The organism is Acinetobacter sp. YH1901134 (assembly GCF_013416965.1).
Taxonomy (GTDB): domain Bacteria; phylum Pseudomonadota; class Gammaproteobacteria; order Pseudomonadales; family Moraxellaceae; genus Acinetobacter; species Acinetobacter amyesii.
Genome location: NZ_VPEW01000034.1, coordinates 1 through 4,462, shown reverse-complemented (window position 1 = coordinate 4,462; position 4,462 = coordinate 1). Strand labels below are relative to the sequence as shown.

At 47.9% G+C, this 4,462-nt stretch carries 5 protein-coding genes and 2 pseudogenes; all 7 read left to right on the top strand.

Going from position 1 to position 4,462, the window contains the following annotated elements:
* Nucleotides 1-129: pseudogene (locus tag FTV50_RS16465) on the top strand (transposase zinc-binding domain-containing protein); the annotation flags it as partial.
* Between the two features lie 61 nt (nucleotides 130-190).
* On the top strand, nucleotides 191-895 hold the full coding sequence (locus tag FTV50_RS16460; RefSeq protein ID WP_001067855.1) for an IS6-like element IS26 family transposase: 705 nt from the start codon (nucleotides 191-193) through the stop codon (nucleotides 893-895).
* A gap of 72 nt (nucleotides 896-967) precedes the next feature.
* Nucleotides 968-1,561 carry a tyrosine-type recombinase/integrase gene (locus FTV50_RS16455; RefSeq protein WP_205779272.1) on the top strand — a complete coding sequence of 198 codons (594 nt, stop codon included), beginning with the start codon at nucleotides 968-970 and terminating at the stop codon, nucleotides 1,559-1,561.
* Nucleotides 1,562-1,750: 189 nt separating this feature from the next.
* Entirely contained in the window at nucleotides 1,751-2,917 is a 1,167-nt protein-coding gene (locus FTV50_RS16450; RefSeq protein WP_024160783.1) for a tetracycline-inactivating monooxygenase Tet(X3), read from the top strand.
* 148 nt (nucleotides 2,918-3,065) lie between these two features.
* Nucleotides 3,066-3,803 carry a recombinase family protein gene (locus FTV50_RS16445; protein WP_001366550.1) on the top strand — a complete coding sequence of 246 codons (738 nt, stop codon included), beginning with the start codon at nucleotides 3,066-3,068 and terminating at the stop codon, nucleotides 3,801-3,803.
* Complete coding sequence (locus FTV50_RS16440; RefSeq protein ID WP_000743213.1) at nucleotides 3,800-4,024, top strand: hypothetical protein; 225 nt, start codon at nucleotides 3,800-3,802, stop codon at nucleotides 4,022-4,024. Before FTV50_RS16445 ends, FTV50_RS16440 begins: the two co-directional genes overlap by 4 nt.
* Before the next feature lie 210 nt (nucleotides 4,025-4,234).
* Nucleotides 4,235-4,462: pseudogene (locus FTV50_RS16435) on the top strand (IS91 family transposase); the annotation flags it as partial.

Sequence of the window (4,462 nt, the reverse complement as noted above, 5' to 3'; positions counted from 1 at the left end):
TGCGAGTCTTGCCACGCCGAGCACCTGGTCGCTTTCAGCTGTAAGCGTCGCGGTTTCTGCCCGAGCTGTGGGGCGCGGCGGATGGCCGAAAGTGCCGCCTTGCTGGTTGATGAAGTACTGCCTGAACGGCACTGTTGCAAATAGTCGGTGGTGATAAACTTATCATCCCCTTTTGCTGATGGAGCTGCACATGAACCCATTCAAAGGCCGGCATTTTCAGCGTGACATCATTCTGTGGGCCGTACGCTGGTACTGCAAATACGGCATCAGTTACCGTGAGCTGCAGGAGATGCTGGCTGAACGCGGAGTGAATGTCGATCACTCCACGATTTACCGCTGGGTTCAGCGTTATGCGCCTGAAATGGAAAAACGGCTGCGCTGGTACTGGCGTAACCCTTCCGATCTTTGCCCGTGGCACATGGATGAAACCTACGTGAAGGTCAATGGCCGCTGGGCGTATCTGTACCGGGCCGTCGACAGCCGGGGCCGCACTGTCGATTTTTATCTCTCCTCCCGTCGTAACAGCAAAGCTGCATACCGGTTTCTGGGTAAAATCCTCAACAACGTGAAGAAGTGGCAGATCCCGCGATTCATCAACACGGATAAAGCGCCCGCCTATGGTCGCGCGCTTGCTCTGCTCAAACGCGAAGGCCGGTGCCCGTCTGACGTTGAACACCGACAGATTAAGTACCGGAACAACGTGATTGAATGCGATCATGGCAAACTGAAACGGATAATCGGCGCCACGCTGGGATTTAAATCCATGAAGACGGCTTACGCCACCATCAAAGGTATTGAGGTGATGCGTGCACTACGCAAAGGCCAGGCCTCAGCATTTTATTATGGTGATCCCCTGGGCGAAATGCGCCTGGTAAGCAGAGTTTTTGAAATGTAAGGCCTTTGAATAAGACAAAAGGCTGCCTCATCGCTAACTTTGCAACAGTGCCAGTTTTATTACGAACGTGTTTTGGGTGGACAACGGAAAACATATTTCATCGAAAGACCAAAAAAAGAAAAAACACTTCCTGTTGTGATGAGTGAAGAAGAAACCATTCGGGTACTACGCGCTATTGAAAACGTGAAACACAAGGCTATTCTGATGACTATTTATTCGGCAGGTTTGCGCATTTCTGAATGTATAAACCTGAAAATAAAAGACATTGACTCCAAGCGCATGCAAATTCGTATAGAACAGTCAAAAGGAAAAAGAGATCGTTATACCATTTTATCTGAGAAAACATTAATTATTTTAAGAACATACTTTATGGAATATAAACCAAAAGATTATTTATTTGAAGGTCAAAAAGGTGGCGCATACTCAAGCCGAAGTATTCAAAACATTTTTAAAGCAGCTGTTTTAAAAGCAAAGATTCAAAAGGAAGTTACTGTACATACCTTACGACATAGCTTTGCAACGCATTTGCTTGAGAATGGTACGAGTTTACGTTATATTCAATCGTTGTTAGGTCATTCAAGCAGTAAAACAACTGAGGTTTATACACATATTACCACCAAGGGAATGGAACAATTAAAAAGTCCGATGGATTTGTTAGATATATAGAAAGGATTTGTATATTTGAGCAAAACTTAACAAAAAGCACTATGAATATAAATCCTTTTGAGAGAGTAGAAACGAACGGTAAACGGTTGAAAACGGATTTGTCACTGATAATGAAAGGTTTAGCAAAATAAGATATAGTGGATATATACGCCATTTGGCGTATAGCCACTTGTTATGTGCCATTTTTGAATGACAATGCGAATAGATACAGACAAACAAATGAATTTACTTAGTGATAAGAACGTTGCAATAATTGGTGGTGGACCCGTTGGACTGACTATGGCAAAATTATTACAGCAAAACGGCATAGACGTTTCAGTTTACGAAAGAGACAACGACCGAGAGGCAAGAATTTTTGGTGGAACCCTTGACCTACACAAAGGTTCAGGTCAGGAAGCAATGAAAAAAGCGGGATTGTTACAAACTTATTATGACTTAGCCTTACCAATGGGTGTAAATATTGCTGATGAAAAAGGCAATATTTTATCCACAAAAAATGTAAAGCCCGAAAATCGATTTGACAATCCTGAAATAAACAGAAATGACTTAAGGGCTATCTTGTTGAATAGTTTAGAAAACGACACGGTTATTTGGGATAGAAAACTTGTTATGCTTGAACCTGGTAAGAAGAAGTGGACACTAACTTTTGAGAATAAACCGAGTGAAACAGCAGATTTGGTTATTCTTGCCAATGGTGGAATGTCGAAAATAAGGAGCTTTGTTACCGACACGCAAGTTGAAGAAACCGGTACTTTCAACATCCAAGCTGATATTCTTCAACCGGAAATAAACTGTCCCGGATTTTTTCAGCTATGCAACGGCAACCGATTAATGGCGGGACATCAGGGCATTTTATTGTTTGCCAATCCCAATAATAATGGTGCATTGTATTTAGGAATTAGTTTTAAAACGCCCGATGAATGGAAAAATAAAATTCCCTTAGATTTTCAGGACAGAAACAGCGTTGCCGATTTTTTATTGAAAAGATTTTCCAAATGGAGTGAAGTTTACAAACAATTAATACGTTCGGTATCAACATTTCAATGCTTGCCCACAAGGAAATTTCCTTTGAACAATGATTGGAAAAGTAACCGTCCATTACCCATAACAATGATTGGCGATGCTGCTCATTTGATGTCGCCTTTTGCAGGACAGGGTGTAAATACGGGATTATTGGATGCTTTGATATTGTCTGAAAACCTTACAAACGGAGAATTTACAAGTATTGAAAATGCCATCGAAAACTACGAACAACAAATGTTTGTTTATGCAAAAGATACGCAGGACGAATCGACAGAAAACGAAACCGAAATGTTTAGTCCCAATTTTTCGTTTCAAAAATTATTGAATCTATAAACAGTAAGAAAAAACGGCTACTAACAAGCAGTTTTGCAATAGTGGGGCAGAAGTGCAAAATTGAACTTGTGTGCTTCTATCAACTTTTGTACATTAGCTGCCAGTTTAAGATGGGTGCATTTGAGTATGCCCAAAGGAGCCCGCAAGTATGCGCAGGACGAAGCCAGTAGCCGCGCCGATGGTGGCGCGGGTCTATCTGCGCGTCAGCACCGACGCGCAGGACTTGGAACGCCAAGAGGCGATCACTACGGCCGCGAAGGCCGCCGGCTACTACGTCGCCGGCATCTACCGTGAGAAGGCATCCGGCGCACGCGCCGACCGGCCTGAGCTGCTGCGCATGATCGGCGACCTACAGCCCGGCGAGGTGGTCATTGCCGAGAAGATCGACCGCATCAGCCGCCTACCTTTGCCCGAGGCCGAGCGCCTGGTGGCCTCGATACAGGCCAAAGGCGCACGCCTGGCCGTCCCTGGCGTGGTCGATCTATCCGACCTGGCGGCCGAGGCCCAGGGCGTCGCCAAGATCGTGCTGGAAGCCGTGCAGATCATGCTTTTTCGCCTGGCCTTGCAGATGGCCCGCGACGACTACGAGGACAGGCGCGAACGCCAGCGCCAAGGCATTGAGTTGGCCCGCCAGGCCGGGCGGTACAAGGGCCGCCGTGCTGATCCGAAGCGCCGCGCCCAAGTTGTCGCGCTGCGCAAGTCCGGCTACAGCATCAACAAGACCGCCGAGCTGGCCGGGTACAGTGCGGCCCAGGTGAAACGGATATGGGCCGAGGTCAGCCAGGCCGAAGCGAAGCAGCACGGCGCGTTCGTGGAGGACGCATTGACGGAAGCCGATGCCCTGGCCGCTGTCGGCCAGGATGAGCGCCAGGAGGAAAGGGCATGAAGAAGCCGAACCAAGACGACGAGCCGTTTTTCATCACCGAGGAGATTGCGGCCGAAATGATCGCCGGCGGCTATGAGTTCGAGCTGCCGCCCATTCCTTGCACCATCCGCCTACGCGACGTGCTGGAGCGCATGACCGATGCTGAGCTAGCATTGCAGCCGGGCGAGATCGCCGACCAGGAGCGTGAACGCTGCCGGCGCAAGCCGTGTTCAACCTCATGATCTGGTCATGGTATTTTTCATGGCACTGAGCCTGATAGTTCTTGCAAATTGTTGTCACTAAAGGGTTTTGTGTGCTTGTTTACAATCGAGTGGGAGTGACGGGCACTGGCTGGCAATGTCTAGCAACGGCAGGCATTTCGGCTGAGGGTAAAAGAACTTTCCGCTAAGCGATAGACTGTATGTAAACACAGTATTGCAAGGACGCGGAACATGCCTCATGTGGCGGCCAGGACGGCCAGCCGGGATCGGGATACTGGTCGTTACCAGAGCCACCGACCCGAGCAAACCCTTCTCTATCAGATCGTTGACGAGTATTACCCGGCATTCGCTGCGCTTATGGCAGAGCAGGGAAAGGAATTGCCGGGCTATGTGCAACGGGAATTTGAAGAATTTCTCCAATGCGGGCGGCTGGAGCATGGCTTTCTACGGGTTCGCTGC